Origin of the sequence: Rahnella sp. GSA61A (genome assembly GCF_019969905.1) — a bacterium.
In the GTDB taxonomy this organism is placed as follows: domain Bacteria; phylum Pseudomonadota; class Gammaproteobacteria; order Enterobacterales; family Enterobacteriaceae; genus Rahnella; species Rahnella aceris.
This window is the reverse complement of the sequence record NZ_JAHXYO010000003.1, coordinates 195,321-211,271: the sequence shown is the minus strand read 5'-3', so window position 1 is coordinate 211,271 and position 15,951 is coordinate 195,321. Positions and strand designations below refer to the sequence as shown.

The window sequence follows — 15,951 nt, the reverse complement described above, 5'->3', positions numbered from 1 at the left end:
TCGTGGTCGGACATTTTAGGGTTAGCGGGACTGGGGTAACCAGGCGGTGGCTTCCACCTCAATCAGCACCCCGGCGTCTGGCAGCATTTCGCTGACCTGTACCACGGTAGAGACCGGTGGCTGCCCGGGATAAAAGAGTTTTCTGACCCGGCTGTAATACGGGAAGTGATCGAGATTGCGAAAATACTGCACCAGCTTGATCACATCGCTCATTTGCCCGCCCGCGTCTTCAATGGTGTGGCGGATGCTTTCGAGCACATACCAGCTTTGCGCCAGAACCGGCCCCTGTTTGGCGTCAGTGGAGAATTCGCCTGTTTCGCCCAGCAGCAGGCGTGCTTCGGCGGGGATATCCTGAAAACCGCGCACGATGGTCGCCGTCTGCGGGTTAACGGGAATAATGCCGGAGAGAAAAACGAAATCACCGGCACGACGCCACGCGGCATATTTGGCGAGCGGTTTTCCCGCTCCCGCTTCAAGACTCATGGGATAACTCCTGATTCCAGGTACGTTGGTGCGTCAGCCTGCCGTGGTGAATAACCAGACGGGCCGCGCTGTGTAAAGGCCAGGTCAGGCTGTCGCTGCCCGGAAAGAGAACCAGCGTTGCGTCGCTGCCGGGCGCAAACGGCAGGGCGTTCTGAGCCTCACCGGTCAGTGCGCCGACATCGCAAATAAGCCGTGACTGCTGATCAAAAACGTTTTCAAGCTGAAGCGCGAACAGGGCGCAGCTCAGCGTATCCAGCGGGTCATAACTGCCCGCCGGACAAAAGGCGTCCTGTACGTTATCGCAGCCAAGCAGCATCGGAATACCCGCCGCCTGTGCTTCTTTCAGCAGGGTGATACCGCGCTGGCGCGGCGTGCGACTTGTGACGGCGTCCTGCAACAGCAGGTTGGTCATCGGCAGCGCAATCAGCGTGACGCGCTGCGCCGCCAGCACACTCAAAATCTCCTGCGCCTGTTGTTCACTGCCGGAAGCCAGCGCACAGCCGTGGCTGCAACAGATATGGCTGCTGAATGTGCTCTCCGACAGGTAATCCGCCAGCCAGCTCAGGCCGTGTGCCACCGGCGAAAGCTCCTCGTCGATATGCAAATCCAGATTCAGTTGCCAGCGTGCGGCACTTTGCATCAGGTGGGTCATCGCCGCCGGATCCCAGTTTGAGGAGTGGATAAATCCGCCCAGCAGGCAGTCTTTTCCGCTTTGTGCCACCGCGCGGGCGATGCGGTCAGCCGCTTCGGCATCGGCGAAAAAGCTCAGCGGTGCCAGCGCCACCCGCTCCAGTGTGACGCCCGGTTGCGCCATCCCGCCCAGCTCAAGCCAGGCCTGCGGTGGCACCACGTCAAACCAGTCAATGTGAGTGCGCAAACGGGTCACGCCGTTCGCCGCTGCCCAGGTCAGTGCCTTGCCGGCACGCTGGCGAATGTCAGCCGCCGTCCAGTGCTGACGGTCCTGATGCAGGGTTTCAATGGCCACCAGCAGACCGGGTTTTGACGGGCGGCTGCGGGCAAGGGTGAAGGTTTTATCGAGATGCGCATGGGGTTCAACCAGCCCCGGCAGCGCCAGTGCGCCGTGTGCGTTCCACAAATCATCTTGTTCTGGCTGATAAGGCGTCACGGACGCAATTTTGCCTGCATCAAAACGCACATCTGCCGTCACCGGTTCGCCTGCCTGCAAAGGCCATCCGTCGGGCAGCAACCACGCGGGGAGGCGAACGTTAGCAATGCCATTAAGTGTTGCAGCGGGGGTGGGAATGTTCATCGTCAGGCTCCGCGTGGACATTACAGGTCGAGGACCAGAACGGGACTTTTGGATCGCGAACAGCACAGCGTTATCTGCGTGTTCTCCGCTTTCTCTTCTTCAGTCAGCACGCAGTCACGGTGATCGGGAATACCGTCGATCACGTCAGTAATACAGGAGCCGCAAATACCCTGTTCGCACGACAGCATAATATCGACTCTGGCACTTAATAAAATTTCAGCAATCGTCTGGTGCGGGCCGACTAAATAACGTTGTCCGGTGGAGTTAAGCTGAATATGAAATGCCTGGCTGTCGGTTTCATTATTCAGATTCGCATTACTGAACCGTTCGAAAGATAATTGATTTTCCTGCCAGTGATGGGTCTGCATAATGTCTTTAAGCCGCTGAATAAATCCGTCCGGGCCACAGGCCAGCACCCGCGTATTTTCATCCGGCTGCAACAAACTCAGTGGCGTGTTATGGCGCAGGGAATCGTTTGCGCTGCTGTCATGAAAAAAGACGTGTTTCGCTAAGGCAGGCGCGGTTAAACGCGGCAGAAACGCAATGTGCTCGCTGTCTGAAACAGAGTAATGCAGTTCAAATTCAATCTGTTGCTCAGCCAGGTGTTCCGCCATCGCCAGCAACGGCGTGATGCCGATCCCCCCGGCAAACAGTAAATATCGCCCGGCCTGTGGCAGCGGAAAATGATTGCGCGGTGCCGAGATCATCAGGTTATCGCCGGGGCGGAAATGATGATGAATGAAGTGCGAGCCGCCGGTGGAGTGTTCCGCCAGTTTGACGCAAATTTCATAATATTCACCGCTGCTGTTTTCACTGCACAAAGAATACTGGCGCGGGCCGAGTTCGGGAATAAAAACGTCAATGTGTGCTCCCGGTAAATAAGCCGGTAATAAACTTCCTTGCTGCGCAACAAGCTGCAGGGAAATATTCCCGACACCGTTGATATTGGCGGTTTTAATTGTGACAGGGATTAATCCGGCATCTTTCATCGTCATTTACCGTATTGACTCTGGTGAAACATTCATAAAAAGGGGAGTCGGTCCGTTTGCCGCATAACCCGCTGTCTTAACGCGCATTACTGCGCGGAGCCGGCCTGATGAGCGGTGAAACGATTGTTCCCGTTGCAATGAAAGCTACGTTATTGTTATAAAACTGTTGCGTCCAGCGCTTTGATTCGCACATCCCGTTGCATAAAAGAGAGCACTCATTATGTTCGCATTCTCCCGGTTTCTGCTGTACTTCACTGAGGTCGCCCGCCAGGGATCGTTCCGTAAGGCGTCGGAAACCCTGCACGTTGCCGCATCGTCAATTGACCGGCAGATATTGCGGGTTGAAAAAGAATTAGCCATGCCGCTGTTTGAGCGACATCCCACCGGGCTGCGGCTGACGGCGGCGGGCGAGCTGTTACTGCATGCTGCTAATAACTGGAAAAAGGATTTCTCGCGTGTCTGCGAACAGCTCGACGATCTGCGCGGGTTACGGCGCGGACACGTGCGCATTGCCACCATCGATGCCATCAACCGGCAGTTTTTCTCGTCGATGCTCAAAAAGGTGCATCTCGAGTATCCGAACATTTCATTCACACTGACCACCATGAACAACGTGGACATCCAGCAGGCGCTGATGTCGGGCGATGCTGATTTCGGACTGATGCTGAATCCGCAAAGCTCCCGCGAGTTGCAGGTGCGGGCTTTTGCCGAAATCGATTTGGGTGTCGTTGTGCCCAAAGGGCATCCGCTCGGGGGCAGAAGCGGCGTGCGTTTTAATCAGTGCATGGAATATCCGTTTATCCTGCCCGCCGCGCCGCTGATGCTGGCCGAGCCGGTGCAGGCGCTGATGAATATCAACGGCGACATGATTAATGAGGTCGCGGTATCGAATAACATCCACATGATCCGCTCGCTGATTAAGGAGAAAATGGGCATCGGCATTCTGTGCTGGCTCGATATCATGGATGAGGTGGAAAGCGACGAACTGCAGTTTATTCCGCTGACCGATCCGCAGTTAAAAACCTTCACGCTCTCCCTGTGCGTCGCCCCTTCACGACAACTTTCTCTGGCCGCTTCGATGATGCTCAAACAACTGGAGATGCTATTCAGCCAGATCCAGACGCCGGGGCGCGACCGGCACTGATTTGGTGCCTGGCGCTCTGTGATGAATCAAAGGTTGCAGGGTGTGATGTCTGTTTATCCCGACAAGGCGCAGGGAAAGCGCGTCTGCGAAGTTGGCATCGTTTTTGTATAGTTAAACGTGAGTAGAAGCGGTCAGTGCAGGCAACTGCGCGGGACATTGCTCAGCAACCATTTCGCGGTTCATTTTGAGCCGGTCAGGGGGCTGAGCCGCGTTTGCTTATCCTCCCTCCGGCGATGATTAGGAGAGGAGCAATGAAGTCAATTTCCCGCATTCCCCTGTCTTGCTGCGTGCTGAGCACGCTGATTGCTGGTGCTTTCTCACTGTCGGCGCAGGCCGATGAGAAAATCGCGCTGCTGACTTCCTGGTACGCGCAGGCTGAACAGGGCGGCTATTATCAGGCGCTGGCGACGGGCATTTACAAACGTTACGGGCTGGATGTCAGTATTCAGTCCGGCGGCCCGCAGATCAACGGCATGCAGTTACTGTTGTCAAAACGCGCGGATGTGATCATCGGTTATGACCTCCAGTTGCTCGAATCCGTGCAGCGTGGTTTTCAGGCCAAAGCTATCGCCGCCCCTTTCCAGTTCGACCCGCAGGGTTTACTGACGCATGCGTCCGTGACGTCGCTCGACGGCCTGAAAGACAAAACCATTCTGGTGTCCAGCTCCGGGCAATCGACCTGGTGGCCGTGGCTTAAGGCGCGTTATCAGCTCAGTGATTCTCAGGTTCGTCCGTATACCTTCAACATTCAGCCTTTCGTCGCCGACGGGAACGTGGCGCAACAGGCGTATGTCAGCTCTGAAGTGTTTCAGGCGCAGAAGGCTGGCGTGAAATCCAATTTCTTCCTGTTCTCGGAGCACGGCTATCCGCCTTACGGTGGCATTCTGATCACCCGTCCTGAGCTTATCAGCAGCCGCAAAGACGCGATGGCGAAATTTGTGCAGGCGTCGATGGAAGGCTGGGTGAGTTATCTGCAAAATCCCGCGCCGGGTAATGCGCTGATCAAAAAGGATAACCCGAAGATGACCGACGACCTGCTGGCCTGGGGTGTTGAGCAAATCAAAGCGCACCACCTGATTGATGGCGGCGACGCAGCGACGCAGGGCTGGGGCACCATGACCGAAGCCCGCTGGCAGAAAACCCGTGATTTCATGGTGAACGCCAAACTGCTAAACGCGGATACCGACTGGAAGCAGGCGTATACCACCGAATTTGTTGAGCACATGCAGGTTAAACCCTGAGGAGTGTTGCGATGTCATCTGACTCTTTACTGATTAAAAATGCGCACGCCATCCTCACCGGTCTGCCGGGAGAAGCCGCGCGTCACGCCGGGCCGGATATCCGTGTGCGTGATGGCGTCATCGAGGCGATCGGCTCCCTGACGGCGTTGCCCGGCGAGCGGCTGATGGATGCCCGCGACTGCGTGGTCTATCCGGCCTGGGTCAATACGCATCATCATCTGTTTCAGTCATTGCTCAAAGGCGAACCGCAGGGGCTGAACAAAAGTCTCACTGCATGGCTAAGCGCGACGCCTTACCGCTTTCGCGCCACGTTTGATGAATCCACCTTTCGCCTCGCGGTGCGTATCGGCCTGACCGAACTGCTGCGTTCCGGCTGCGCCACCGTGGCGGATCACAATTATCTTTACTGGCCGGATATGCCGTTCGATACCTCGGAAATCCTGTTCAGTGAAGGGGAGGCGCTGGGCATGCGCATTGTGTTGTGCCGGGGCGGCGCAACGCAGGGGCGGGCGATTGAGCAGGATTTACCGCAGGCGCTGCGACCGGAAAATTTCGACCACTATATGGCGGACATGGAACGGCTGGTTGGCCGCTATCACGATCCAAAACCGGCGTCTCTGCGTCGTGTGGTGATGGCACCGACGACGCTGCTGCATTCGGCGCCCGGTGCGCAGTTGCGTGAAATGGCGAAACTGGCGCGCAGTTTAGGTATCCGGCTGCACAGCCATTTGTCAGAAACCGTGGATTATCTCGATGCGGCGCGCGCTAAATTCGACATGACGCCGGTGCAGTTTTGTGCGGAACACGACTGGCTGGGGGACGACGTGTGGTTTGCGCATCTGGTTAAGTTACTGCCGCAGGAGATTGCGATGCTGGGGCAAACCCGTACCGGTATCGCGCACTGCCCGCAAAGTAACGGGCGTCTGGGCAGCGGCATCGCTGATTTGCTGGCGCTGGAACAGGCTGGCGTACCGGTTTCGCTGGGTGTTGACGGCGCGGCATCCAACGAAGCCGCGGATATGCAAAGTGAAGCGCATGCCGCCTGGCTGTTGCAGCGCGCCCGAAAAGGCATGCTGGCGAAGCCGCGCTATGACGGCGGCACCTTTGAGGGCGGCGGCGATGCGGCATCCATCGAAGACGTGGTGCGCTGGGGCAGCGCGGGCGGGGCGCAGATCCTCGGCCTGCAACAGAGTGGCACCGTGCAGGTGGGCATGCTGGCGGATATCGCCATTTACCGGCTGGACGACCCGCGTTACTTCGGCCTGCACGACATGGCAATCGGTCCGGTGGCCTGCGGCGGCCGCGCCTCACTGAAGGCGCTGATGGTCAATGGCCGCGTCATCGTCGAAAACGACGTCATTTCCGGTCTCGATCTGGACGCCATGCGCCATGAGGCAATGTCTGCCGTTCGTACCCTGCAACAGCGCGCTGCGGGCCAACCTAATTGATTCTGAAGGATAAAAAAATGACACAATCCACTCACACATCATCAGCTCAAACACAAGGCTATGCATTACAGGAACTGGAGAAAGAAGCGGGAATGGGCGCGATGGGCGAAGAGACATTTACCCGCGAAGTGCGTTGCATCGATCTTTCAGATTTCGAAAACCGTAAAAGTGAGATCGCCGACGAACTCTGGCGTGCAGCGGTGGAAATCGGCTTCTTTCAGGTGAGCAATCACGGCATTGCGCTGGCCGATATCCGTCAGGCATTCAGCATGACAGAAGATTTCTTCTCGCTGCCCGAGGAAGTCAAAGCGCAGTATCCGCTGGCGCGTAACGCCGGTTGGGAAAATAAGTCTCAGGTACGTCCGTCGACCCGAACGCCGGATCAGAAAGAGTCCTACCAGATCACCCGTCCGCTGATGGAGTCGCTGTGGCCGGGCGAACAGGAACTGCCAGCCTTTAAAGACACCATGCTGAGTTTTGAATCGCAATGCTGGCAACTGGGCATGAAATTGCTTTCCTGTTTTGCGCTCAGACTGGGTTTCCCCGAACACTTTTTCGAGCAGGCACACAATCCTGATCAGCAAACCTATCAGAGTACGCTGCGTATGTTGCACTACTATGCCACTGAACAATCGGAACAAGGGATGTGGCGTGCCGGTGCGCACACGGATTTTGACTGTCTGACGCTGCTGTTCCAGCGTCCCGGTCAGGGCGGCTTGCAGGTTTGTCCGGGCAAGGATCGCGAAAGCCAGCAGTGGACCAGTATCGAACCGCGCGAAGACGTGATCACCTGTAATATCGGCGACATGCTGATGCGCTGGAGCGACGATCAGTTGCCCTCCAATTTCCATCGGGTGAGAAGTCCGCTGCCCGGCGAATATCAGGGCGCGCGCTATAGCCTGGCGTTTTTCTGTCAGGCTAACAAAGACGTCGAAATTCTGGGGCCGCAGGCGAAGTATCCGGCCATCAGCGCGGAAGCTTATCTGCAACAGCGTATTCAGGCGAATTTCGCTAAAGGGTAAGCGTCCATAAAAAACAAAAAGCCCGCTGAGTTTACTCACGCGGGCTTTTTTGTCTCTGTCAGGCGGTGGTATTGATATTGCGACCGATTGCCGGATTAGCAGGTAACGCGGGGATCGCGTCAATCATGCTGGTCACTGCCGTCTGCTGACTATCCAGCGACTTTTTCAGCAGGATATTGTTGACCTGAGTGCTGGTATCCAGACTATTAAGGCCGGTCGCCAGCGATGCAATTTGCGAAACATCCATTTTGTTCTCCTGTTCGGTACAACATAAAAGGAACTGATGCGGGCGTGAAACTGAAAGGTTATCGGCAGTTTCCGTAATAACTGTAGCGATAAATACTGCTGACGGAGCAGCCGCTTAAAGACGCTCCCGATTCCGCACGCAAGTGGAAAAGGCTCTGTAGCCTGTATCGCCTCAGGAATTACGGTTATAATCGCACAAATTATTCAACGGATTTAGAAACGAAAATGACAAAACTCTCCTTACAAGAGCAACTGCTGAAAGCAGGATTAGTCACCAGCAAAAAAATGGACAAAGTGCAGAGAACGGCGAAAAAATCACGCGTTCAGGCGCGCGAGGCCAGAGAGGCGGTGGAAGAAAATAAAAAAGCGCAGATGGAGCGTGATAAGCAACTGAGCGAACAACAAAAACAAGCTGCCTTATCTAAAGAATATAAAGCGCAGGTGAAGCAACTGATTGAAATGAACAAAATCGTCATTTCAACAGGCAATATTGATTTTAACTTCACCGATAATAATCTGATTAAAAAAATGGTGGTAGATAAGACCACCCAGTCTCAGCTGATTAGTGGTCGTCTTGCCATCGCGCGTCTGGTTGCTGATCACAGCGGCGAGACGCAATATGCCATTATTCCCGCAAGCGTTGCGGATAAAATTGCCCAGCGCGATGCCAACAGTATTGTATTAAACAGCGCGCTGAGTCAGGAAGAGCAGGATGAAGAAGATCCGTATGCTGATTTCAAAGTACCGGATGATTTGATGTGGTAGTTCCGCTTGCCCGGCGCTGCCCGTGACAGATAATGACACTCAGTTACGGGCATCTGCCGGGGCGTCTGAATACAGCCACTTTTCTGCCGCTGCGCGGATCCGGTGTTAACCTGAGACGATCAGTAGGGGATGCCCTCACCAAAAGCGCCGTCAGTTAAACAAATCTCTGCTGCGAAAAGGGCGCCCTGACGCAAGCTTTGGGACAGCGTATCGCCTTTAACATGCGCCAGCAAAAAAGCCGTGATAAAAGCATCTCCTGCCCCAAGCGTGTCTGCCGGCGTGATATTTTCCGATGGCTGACTGATCCAGATACTGCCATTGAACAGTAACGCCCCCTCAGACCCGCGCGTTGCAACAGGCAGGCGACATCCCGCATGCCATGCGGTTTCCAGTATCTCGCGGGTTTCTTCCATGCTGCGTTCAGCGCATGAGAAAAACCCGTAGTCTAACTGACGACATAACGGGCCTATCTTTCCGGCATCAAAATCATCAGAAAAATCATAGGATAAGCTGCCGGGTAGCATACTTAATTCGGGCAATAGCGCATCAACATAGCTATAAGCGCTGGTATGTATCAGCGAAAACTGACCTAGCCAGGGCATATCGGTTAACACAAAATCCATCGACGTCGTCTGCCGGATCCCCCCGGCGTTGGAGTCAATAAACCGTCGCTCCCCCTGATCAACGGTCAGACTGGCATAACCATTTTCACCCGGTACAACCCGGCAATGAGAGGTATCAATCTCCCTTGCTGCCAGGACGCGGCGAATATGTTCTGCCGCGCTGTCGTCGCCGAAAACGCCCAGATACGCCGCATTTGCGGATAATAAGCGGGCGTACACACTGAAGTTAAGCGCGTTTCCTCCCGGATAACCGATACCTGTATGGGTATACCGGTCAATCACGTTATCGCCCAGGCCAAGTACTCTCATGTTGTCATCTCCTAATAAGCGACCTGTCCCATGTATCGTCGTGTTTCCAGCGGATGTTGACGTATCTTCGCTAATGCCGCGCGATATTCGCACATCACACTGTAGAAGAGGACGGGGTTAAAATACTCCACCACGCTGGCGGGTATGACGCCAAGCCCCAGCTCTTTTGCATCCACAATTTCCACCTTATTTCCGTACTGCCGAAGGAAATCGCGCACTCTTTCATCAAGTGCCCTGGTGCGGCCTTCGTTCATCATCAGGATCCAGGGGGTATTCATATCTGTCACTTCAAACGGACCATGGAAGAATTCGCCACTATGAATCGATGCCGCATTCAGCCACTGCATCTCCATTAATGAACATATGGCAAAACCATAAGCATGTCCGTAGGAAGCCCCGCTGGACAGAATGTAAAAAAGTGATTCCCGGCTGTAGCGCTCAGCAAAGGCGGCGCAGCGCGCCTGAACCTGCTGTCTGGCCCGGAAGATAATCCCATCAATTTGCGCCATGCCTGCCTGGAAATCGGCATATCCGTCATAACCCCCGGTCTGTTGCAAGGCTTCGACGCAAAGACTCAAAATGATTGCCATCGGGTTATTAATCACCTGGCTGTCATCTCCCCAGGCATAAAGCAAATTACTGTCAGAAAAGCCGATAAGGTCTGCATTTTCATTGTGCGTCAGTGTCACCGTAACGCTGCCCCGGCTTTGGGCCAGTTTGGCCGCCGCGACAGACTCTGTGGTATTCCCGCCATGTGAGCAAACAATCGTCAGGGATTGAGGGCCTAATGTCTTTGGCGCGGCATGAACAAACTCGTTTGCGGTCATCATGTAACTGTGTAAAGCCGTCGACTCACTGTTAAGAAAATAATTTGCCGGATACATATCCACCAGCGACCCGCCGCAGGCCACAAGAAACACCTGTTTCAGCCCCCCCTGCGGGAGGAAACGCTGTTCGATAAGAGAGGAGATAATTGCTGAAGTATTCATAAATCAGTCACCGTACACATTGAAATTGAAATATTTTTTAGCCAGCCGGTCATAAGTACCGTCATTGCGTATCGCCTTAATCGCCCCGTTGAGTTGTTCCAGCAGTTCGGCATTTTGCTTCGAAATGCCAATACCGGTACCCGGGCCAAAAATGGCATCATCTTTTACCTGCGGTTCAATCAGGCTGAAATTCTTTCCCTGGGGTTGGTCCAGCAACGCGGTGGTCACCACCGTCGCATCGTCCAGCGTCGCGTCCAGACGGCCGACGACTAAATCGGCATAAACTGCCTCTGCACCCGGATAGGAAACCAGTTCGACGCCTTGTGATTGCCAGTGTTTCTTCGCGTAGGCTTCGAACACTGAGCCTTGCTGCACGCCCACACGCTTACCACGCAGAGATTCGGCCAGAGGTTTGAGGCCGCTGTCTTTTGAAGCCACCAGATACGCCGGTGTGTTGAATAATTTATCGGAGAAGTTGATCGCTTTTTTACGCTCATCTGTAATCGACAACGAAGAAATAATGGCATCGAATTTACGCGCCTGGAGCGCGGGGATCAGACCATCAAATCCGTTTTCAACCCAAATACATTTCGCCTTGAGCTGAGCGCAAATCGCATTACCCAGATCAATATCAAACCCCTGCAGGCTGCCATCGGCAGCTTTAAACTCAAAGGGCGGAAATGTCGCGTCAGTACCAAACCGGATTTGTTGCTGCGCTGATGCGTGACCGGAAAGCCCGATCATCGCAAGGCCAAGGGAAAATAGGGCAAGCGTTTTTTTCATCATTCACTCCCGTTAAATATACCGTAAAATGTACCATGAGAGATATACGCCAGCAGGTAAGAATACGCAATCAATTTAATGATTTTAATCAGGTATAATAATAAGTTATGATGTCATGGTCTGTTTTTTTATCGGTAATCACCGTTCTGTGAAGGATATTTCCGGTGACAGATCAACGACTCATTGGCTAGAATAACTCCTGTTTTTTAATTTTATTGGGCTATAAAACAGACCATGACTGAGTTAAGTGAAAGTAAACGCCGCCCGCGGAAAGCCTATCTGGCGGCCAGGCAGGTGCTGCTGAATTTGTTAAACACGGAATTCAACGAAGGCGATCAAATTCCGGCAGAACGTGATCTGTCGGGCCTGTTGGGTATCAGCAGGATGACATTACGAAAAATTACAGATGAGCTTGTGAGCAGCGGAATGCTGGAAAGGCGGGGAAACCAGGGGACATGGCTGACTGAGACCACGATACAGCGGCCACTGACGCAGACAATCGAGCACGGCATCAGCAAAATCACGGAGTTAAATGGTGCGGTAGCGGGCAGCCGGTTGATTTATTTTCAGGAGGCCCAAGCCAGCCCGCGTATTGCCGCATTACTAAAAATTCAGGCTGGCGACCCTTTGGTGATGATTAAACGCCTGCGTCTCGCTGACGGTGAGCCTTTTTGTCTGGAAACCAGCTACCTGCCAAGGGCGATTATTCCGGACCTGACCGCTGAGATGCTTGAGCAGAGCGGTTCGCTGTATCGTCTTCTGGCAGAAAACTACGGTGTTTTAGGCGTTTCAGACGAAGGCACGCTCCGCGTGACCCTAATGAATGAAGAAGAACAGACGTTATTAAATGCACAACCCCATAGTCCTGCTCTGGTGTATCGGGGGGTGATTACTGACCGCTTGAATCAACCGGTTGAATATTTAGTGTCAGTAAACCATCCCCAGCGGGTGACATTTCGCATAAGCCACGGTAAATAGGTTTCAGTTCAGGCTCATGAATCACCAGACATCCCGGTGCTCAAAATCCGGCTGCGGCAAACCTCCAGAATCTCATCCGCAAGAGACGAATCATCAGGGCAGGCGCGGGATAACACCAGCGCACCGACAAGATGGGCAATCGTGTCAATCAGGTCGGCACGCGTGCTGCCTTCCACCTCTTTTTCATTTCCTAAAACTGCCAGCTGACGTTCAATTCCGGCGGCAAATGCCGCCCTGATTGACGCAGACTGACGGGCTGTATCGGCGCCCAGTGCCGACATCACACAACCTTTTCCCATATCAGCCCGATGTTGTCGGGAGAGGTAGTATTCAATAAATTTTTCCCGGTCCACACCTGCCGTGCTTTCTGCGGATCGCCTGAAACCGCAGCTCATCGCCTCCGACATCAGATCAGCCTTGGAACCAAAGTGTTTGTAGAACCCGCCGTGGGTTAAGCCTGCCGCAGACATCAGTTCCGCCACGCCCACGCCATCGTAACCGCGCTCACGAAAAAGTTCTGAGGCCGTTTCTACAATGCGCATCCGGTTTTCCCGAACCTGCTCTTTTGACACTTTCATGCTTTCCTGCCCCTCTCAAAAATAGGGTTTAAGTATACATTGATGATGACCATAATCAAACCGGTTGACTTTATAGATGATGATCATCATCATTACATTAACCTTTGACCCACCACTTAGCAGGCGAATAAACATGACCAACCGACCACTATTTCAACCCTATGATCTTGGCTCAATAACACTGGCCAACCACATCGTGATGGCACCGCTGACACGTAACCGGGCCGGAGTGGGGCTGGTGCCGGGCGAACTGGCAGCGACCTACTACGCCCAGCGTGCCACCGCAGGATTGCTGATTACCGAAGCGACGCAGATCTCCGCACAGGCGCAGGGTTATCAGGATACACCGGGGATCTATACACAAGCTCAGATCGATGGCTGGCGCAAAGTGACTGACGCCGTGCATGCCAAAGGCGGGCGCATATTTGTACAGTTATGGCACGTGGGACGAATTTCGCATGTCGATTTACAGCCCGGTGGCGCTGCGCCGGTTGCGCCGTCCGCCATCCGTGCTGAGACCAAGACCTTTGTGAACAACGGTTTTGCTGATGTCTCTGAACCACGTGCGCTGGCGTTGCAGGAAATACCGGGGATTATCGACGATTTCAGAAAGGCATCGGCCAATGCCATTGCCGCCGGATTTGACGGCGTGGAGATCCACGGCGCGAATGGATATCTGCTGGAACAGTTCCTGAAAGACGGCGCAAACCAGCGTACCGATGAGTACGGCGGCTCTGTCGGGAATCGTGCGCGCCTGCTGCTGGAAGTCACGGCGGCCGTAAAAGATGAGATCGGCGCAGAACGCACTGGCGTACGCATTTCACCGGTGTCACCTGCTAATGCGATTTCATGCAGTGATCCGCAGCCACAATATGATTACCTCGCTGAACAACTCGATGCATTGGGCATCGTGTATCTCCATGTGGTTGAAGGCGCGACGGGCGGCCCGCGTGATGTATCACCGTTCGATTACGACTCCCTGCGCCGCCGTTTTAAAAACACCTACATCGGTAACAATGGCTATGACCTGGAACTGGCGTCCGCTCAGCTTGCGCAAGGCAAAGCCGATCTGTTCGCGTTCGGTCGTCCGTTCATCTCCAACCCGGATCTGGTCGAAAGGCTGAAGACGGGCGCGCCTCTGGCCTCACTCAATCCTGAAACTCTTTATGGCGGTGGCGCAGCGGGATATACCGATTACCCGTCGCTGACGGAGACCAGCAAGTAAAGCCCTACCTACATCGCACATTGCGGATTCTGTTTACACATTAAGAAAGAAGATCAACTTATGACTAAAGCTTCAGTTCTCATCACAGGCGCATCCACGGGTATTGGTGCTGTTTACGCGGAACGGTTTGCCCGCCGGGGCCACGATCTGGTTCTGGTCGCGCGCGACAAAGCGAAGTTAGAAACACTGGCCGCGCGTCTGCGACAGGAAAATGGCATTTCTGTCGACGTTCTGCCTGCCGACCTCACGCAAACGCGTGATTTAGCCGCGGTTGAAGCCCGTCTGCGTGAAGACACACGGATTGGCATCCTTATCAATAACGCGGGTATCGCGCAGTCCGGCAGTTTTACAGAGCAGACGCCTGATTCGATAGAAAGCCTTATCGCGCTTAACGTCACCGCCCTGACCAGACTGGCCAGTGCCGTGGCACCACGCTTTGTGCAAGCGGGGGGAGGATCGATCGTCAACATCAGTTCCATCGTCGGACTCGCCCCGGAATTTGCCATGACGGTTTACGGTGCAACCAAAGCCTTTGTGCTTTTCCTGTCTCAGGGAATGAATGTCGAGCTGTCATCTAAAGGCATTTATATCCAGGCGGTGCTCCCTGCGGGCACTTACACGGAAATCTGGGACCGTGCGGGTATCGACATCAGTAACTCGGCAAAATTCATGGAAGTGGGCGAGTTAGTGGATGCCGCACTGGTGGGCTTTGACCGCCGTGAACTGGTCACCATCCCGCCTTTACATAATGCTGCCCGCTGGGACACCCTTGATGCTTCACGTCAGGCGCTGCTCTCAGACATCAAACAAGATGAAGCCGCTGAACGATATAAAACACGGTAATCAATGAGGTGCACTGTGCAGAACGGTCTTCCGGCTGTTCTGCACAGCGGTAAATCCGACATAAATCCCTTACAGCCTGTCGTCTCATCAGCGATGAGAAACCTTAAACACATCATGAAGGCCTTATTCAGCATGACAAAAAAACGTGTAGCACTGGTTACCGGTGCGTCCTCAGGTATTGGCGAAGCGTCTGCCTGTAAACTTTTAGCCGCTGGATTTACTGTATATGGCACGAGCCGGCGTGGTTCACAGGCGGGAAAACATCCGTTTCCGTTACTGACGCTGGATGTGACCGACGACGCTTCTGTCGGGGCCGCCATTGAGGAGTTGCTGGGTCTGGAGGGGCGGATCGATGTTCTGGTGAACAATGCGGGCTTTGGGGTCGCTCCGGCGGCGGCGGAAGAAAGTTCTGTCGATCAGGCCAAACACATTTTCGACACCAACTTTCTGGGCATCGTCAGGTTGAGCCGGGCAGTGATCCCTCATATGCGCCGTCAGGGCAGCGGGCGCATCATCAATATCGGTTCGATACTCGGCATCGTTCCGTTGCCGTATGTGGCACTTTATGCGGCCAGTAAGCATGCGGTGGAAGGGTATTCGGGTGCACTGGATCATGAACTGCGCACGCAGGGCATCAGAGTTTCTGTCATCGAACCTGCTTACATGAAAACACAGTTTGAAGCCAATAATATCGAGCCGGATGCCAGGCTTGAAGAGTATGACCAGATCCGGGCTAAGCTGACGAAAGTGGTGAGCAAGGCAATGGCTGAGGCGGAAAGTCCGGAGGTGGTGGCTGACGTGGTGGTTAAAGTGGCTCAGACTTCACGTCCGAAGATTCGCTATACGGCGGGAAAGCTGGCAGGTCAGTTGAATTTTATTCTCAGATTCGCCCCTGCGTCATTCCTGGATAAGGTGGTGCGCAAAAGTCTTCAGCTTGATGCGAAAAAATAAATGAAGAATAAGACGATGAAAGCATTTACGTTTAAACGCTACGGTAAATCCCCTGAGCCGTACA

17 protein-coding genes are annotated in these 15,951 nt (G+C 54.1%); 9 read left to right on the top strand and 8 right to left on the bottom strand.

Going from position 1 to position 15,951, the window contains the following annotated elements:
• Positions 1 to 21 precede the first annotated feature (21 nt).
• From LC431_RS05230 to LC431_RS05220, 3 genes are read right to left on the bottom strand one after another with little or no spacing between them, the layout of a single operon-like run.
• On the bottom strand, positions 22 to 483 hold the full coding sequence (locus LC431_RS05230) for a RidA family protein (protein ID WP_013575208.1): 462 nt from the start codon (positions 481 to 483) through the stop codon (positions 22 to 24).
• Positions 473 to 1,753: a cytosine deaminase gene (locus tag LC431_RS05225; protein ID WP_223509389.1), complete on the bottom strand. Its 1,281-nt coding sequence runs from the start codon at positions 1,751 to 1,753 to the stop codon at positions 473 to 475. Before LC431_RS05225 ends, LC431_RS05230 begins: the two co-directional genes overlap by 11 nt.
• 20 nt (positions 1,754 to 1,773) lie before the next feature.
• Positions 1,774 to 2,748, bottom strand: coding sequence for a PDR/VanB family oxidoreductase (locus LC431_RS05220; protein WP_223509387.1), 975 nt, complete (start codon positions 2,746 to 2,748; stop codon positions 1,774 to 1,776).
• A gap of 214 nt (positions 2,749 to 2,962) precedes the next feature.
• On the opposite strand from LC431_RS05220, the gene LC431_RS05215 reads away from it, so the two are divergent.
• The 4 genes from LC431_RS05215 (at position 2,963) to LC431_RS05200 (ending at position 7,597) form a co-directional block, all read left to right on the top strand.
• The gene (locus tag LC431_RS05215) at positions 2,963 to 3,886 is read left to right on the top strand and encodes a LysR family transcriptional regulator (protein ID WP_126124788.1); all 924 of its coding nucleotides are present in this window, start codon (positions 2,963 to 2,965) and stop codon (positions 3,884 to 3,886) included.
• A 251-nt stretch (positions 3,887 to 4,137) separates the two neighbouring features.
• Positions 4,138 to 5,127 carry an ABC transporter substrate-binding protein gene (locus tag LC431_RS05210; RefSeq protein WP_119261492.1) on the top strand — a complete coding sequence of 330 codons (990 nt, stop codon included), beginning with the start codon at positions 4,138 to 4,140 and terminating at the stop codon, positions 5,125 to 5,127.
• A gap of 11 nt (positions 5,128 to 5,138) precedes the next feature.
• Positions 5,139 to 6,575 (top strand): amidohydrolase family protein, encoded by a 1,437-nt coding sequence (locus tag LC431_RS05205; protein WP_223509386.1) that lies wholly within the window; start codon positions 5,139 to 5,141, stop codon positions 6,573 to 6,575.
• Between the two features lie 17 nt (positions 6,576 to 6,592).
• Positions 6,593 to 7,597: an isopenicillin N synthase family oxygenase gene (locus tag LC431_RS05200; protein WP_013575214.1), complete on the top strand. Its 1,005-nt coding sequence runs from the start codon at positions 6,593 to 6,595 to the stop codon at positions 7,595 to 7,597.
• Between the two features lie 58 nt (positions 7,598 to 7,655).
• Here the strand turns inward: LC431_RS05200 and LC431_RS05195 are convergent, their stop codons facing one another.
• Positions 7,656 to 7,844: a YjfB family protein gene (locus LC431_RS05195; protein ID WP_013575215.1), complete on the bottom strand. Its 189-nt coding sequence runs from the start codon at positions 7,842 to 7,844 to the stop codon at positions 7,656 to 7,658.
• A gap of 224 nt (positions 7,845 to 8,068) precedes the next feature.
• On the opposite strand from LC431_RS05195, the gene LC431_RS05190 reads away from it, so the two are divergent.
• Positions 8,069 to 8,608 carry a DUF2058 domain-containing protein gene (locus LC431_RS05190; RefSeq protein ID WP_013575216.1) on the top strand — a complete coding sequence of 180 codons (540 nt, stop codon included), beginning with the start codon at positions 8,069 to 8,071 and terminating at the stop codon, positions 8,606 to 8,608.
• A gap of 119 nt (positions 8,609 to 8,727) precedes the next feature.
• Here LC431_RS05190 and LC431_RS05185 read toward each other — a convergent pair whose 3' ends face one another.
• The 3 genes from LC431_RS05185 to LC431_RS05175 are packed head-to-tail and all read right to left on the bottom strand — an operon-like array spanning position 8,728 to position 11,312.
• Positions 8,728 to 9,540 (bottom strand): PfkB family carbohydrate kinase, encoded by an 813-nt coding sequence (locus LC431_RS05185; RefSeq protein ID WP_013575217.1) that lies wholly within the window; start codon positions 9,538 to 9,540, stop codon positions 8,728 to 8,730.
• An 11-nt stretch (positions 9,541 to 9,551) separates the two neighbouring features.
• On the bottom strand, positions 9,552 to 10,529 hold the full coding sequence (locus LC431_RS05180; protein WP_013575218.1) for an SIS domain-containing protein: 978 nt from the start codon (positions 10,527 to 10,529) through the stop codon (positions 9,552 to 9,554).
• A gap of 3 nt (positions 10,530 to 10,532) precedes the next feature.
• The gene (locus LC431_RS05175; protein WP_223509500.1) at positions 10,533 to 11,312 is read right to left on the bottom strand and encodes an ABC transporter substrate-binding protein; all 780 of its coding nucleotides are present in this window, start codon (positions 11,310 to 11,312) and stop codon (positions 10,533 to 10,535) included.
• Positions 11,313 to 11,546: 234 nt separating this feature from the next.
• Here LC431_RS05175 and LC431_RS05170 point away from each other — a divergent pair, with 234 nt between their 5' ends.
• On the top strand, positions 11,547 to 12,290 hold the full coding sequence (locus LC431_RS05170; protein WP_013575220.1) for a GntR family transcriptional regulator: 744 nt from the start codon (positions 11,547 to 11,549) through the stop codon (positions 12,288 to 12,290).
• A 14-nt stretch (positions 12,291 to 12,304) separates the two neighbouring features.
• Here the strand turns inward: LC431_RS05170 and LC431_RS05165 are convergent, their stop codons facing one another.
• The gene (locus tag LC431_RS05165; protein ID WP_015689776.1) at positions 12,305 to 12,868 is read right to left on the bottom strand and encodes a TetR/AcrR family transcriptional regulator; all 564 of its coding nucleotides are present in this window, start codon (positions 12,866 to 12,868) and stop codon (positions 12,305 to 12,307) included.
• 133 nt (positions 12,869 to 13,001) lie between these two features.
• Here LC431_RS05165 and LC431_RS05160 point away from each other — a divergent pair, with 133 nt between their 5' ends.
• The 3 genes from LC431_RS05160 (at position 13,002) to LC431_RS05150 (ending at position 15,887) form a co-directional block, all read left to right on the top strand.
• Complete coding sequence (locus tag LC431_RS05160) at positions 13,002 to 14,093, top strand: alkene reductase (protein WP_112151857.1); 1,092 nt, start codon at positions 13,002 to 13,004, stop codon at positions 14,091 to 14,093.
• Positions 14,094 to 14,153: 60 nt separating this feature from the next.
• A complete protein-coding gene (locus tag LC431_RS05155; RefSeq protein ID WP_119261498.1) occupies positions 14,154 to 14,936 on the top strand; it encodes an SDR family oxidoreductase in 783 nt (260 codons plus the stop codon).
• 132 nt (positions 14,937 to 15,068) lie between these two features.
• Entirely contained in the window at positions 15,069 to 15,887 is an 819-nt protein-coding gene (locus LC431_RS05150; protein ID WP_223509384.1) for an oxidoreductase, read from the top strand.
• The last annotated feature ends 64 nt before the right edge of the window (positions 15,888 to 15,951 follow it).

What these genes read in the sequence shown, in the direction of transcription:
- LC431_RS05230 (WP_013575208.1), bottom strand. Translation starts at nt 483, where the DNA reads ATGAGTCTTGAAGCGGGAGCGGGAAAACCGCTCGCCAAATATGCCGCG.
- LC431_RS05225 (WP_223509389.1), bottom strand. Translation starts at nt 1,753, where the DNA reads ATGAACATTCCCACCCCCGCTGCAACACTTAATGGCATTGCTAACGTT.
- LC431_RS05220 (WP_223509387.1), bottom strand. Translation starts at nt 2,748, where the DNA reads ATGACGATGAAAGATGCCGGATTAATCCCTGTCACAATTAAAACCGCC.
- LC431_RS05215 (WP_126124788.1), top strand. Translation starts at nt 2,963, where the DNA reads ATGTTCGCATTCTCCCGGTTTCTGCTGTACTTCACTGAGGTCGCCCGC.
- LC431_RS05210 (WP_119261492.1), top strand. Translation starts at nt 4,138, where the DNA reads ATGAAGTCAATTTCCCGCATTCCCCTGTCTTGCTGCGTGCTGAGCACG.
- LC431_RS05205 (WP_223509386.1), top strand. Translation starts at nt 5,139, where the DNA reads ATGTCATCTGACTCTTTACTGATTAAAAATGCGCACGCCATCCTCACC.
- LC431_RS05200 (WP_013575214.1), top strand. Translation starts at nt 6,593, where the DNA reads ATGACACAATCCACTCACACATCATCAGCTCAAACACAAGGCTATGCA.
- LC431_RS05195 (WP_013575215.1), bottom strand. Translation starts at nt 7,844, where the DNA reads ATGGATGTTTCGCAAATTGCATCGCTGGCGACCGGCCTTAATAGTCTG.
- LC431_RS05190 (WP_013575216.1), top strand. Translation starts at nt 8,069, where the DNA reads ATGACAAAACTCTCCTTACAAGAGCAACTGCTGAAAGCAGGATTAGTC.
- LC431_RS05185 (WP_013575217.1), bottom strand. Translation starts at nt 9,540, where the DNA reads ATGAGAGTACTTGGCCTGGGCGATAACGTGATTGACCGGTATACCCAT.
- LC431_RS05180 (WP_013575218.1), bottom strand. Translation starts at nt 10,529, where the DNA reads ATGAATACTTCAGCAATTATCTCCTCTCTTATCGAACAGCGTTTCCTC.
- LC431_RS05175 (WP_223509500.1), bottom strand. Translation starts at nt 11,312, where the DNA reads ATGAAAAAAACGCTTGCCCTATTTTCCCTTGGCCTTGCGATGATCGGG.
- LC431_RS05170 (WP_013575220.1), top strand. Translation starts at nt 11,547, where the DNA reads ATGACTGAGTTAAGTGAAAGTAAACGCCGCCCGCGGAAAGCCTATCTG.
- LC431_RS05165 (WP_015689776.1), bottom strand. Translation starts at nt 12,868, where the DNA reads ATGAAAGTGTCAAAAGAGCAGGTTCGGGAAAACCGGATGCGCATTGTA.
- LC431_RS05160 (WP_112151857.1), top strand. Translation starts at nt 13,002, where the DNA reads ATGACCAACCGACCACTATTTCAACCCTATGATCTTGGCTCAATAACA.
- LC431_RS05155 (WP_119261498.1), top strand. Translation starts at nt 14,154, where the DNA reads ATGACTAAAGCTTCAGTTCTCATCACAGGCGCATCCACGGGTATTGGT.
- LC431_RS05150 (WP_223509384.1), top strand. Translation starts at nt 15,069, where the DNA reads ATGACAAAAAAACGTGTAGCACTGGTTACCGGTGCGTCCTCAGGTATT.